The organism is Lactiplantibacillus sp. 7.2.4, from assembly GCF_018991185.1.
Classification (GTDB): Bacteria; Bacillota; Bacilli; order Lactobacillales; family Lactobacillaceae; genus Lactiplantibacillus; species Lactiplantibacillus pentosus.
Genome location: NZ_JAGYGS010000184.1, coordinates 1 through 326, shown reverse-complemented (window position 1 = coordinate 326; position 326 = coordinate 1). Strand labels below are relative to the sequence as shown.

Genomic DNA, 326 nt, shown 5'->3' with positions numbered 1-326 from the left:
TTAACGAGAAAAAAGTGGTCAAAGAGTTAAGCCACGAACTGAAAACTTATATTAGTTTGGAAAGTTTAGATGATAAGCGGCGCATGCTATTTAATTGGAAAAACAGTACCTTAATTAAGCACGCTGTTGGTGAAGATGTCACTAAGCAATTATTGACAATTAACCAACAAGAAAGTTCACTAAAAAAAGCAGATGAGCTCTTAAATAAAGTAGTTGATCGCACGACTAAAAAACTCTATCCAGAGCTTGATTTTGAACAGACAACCGCGGCTGAACGACGGGAATTGATTAAAGAAACTAATAGTGAACAAACGATTTTCAAAGGC

Annotated in this window: 1 pseudogene; it reads left to right on the top strand. The window is 35.6% G+C overall.

Annotation, left to right across the window (positions count from 1 at the left end):
- A pseudogene (locus KGF70_RS17120) lies at nt 1-326 on the top strand (nickase); the annotation flags it as partial.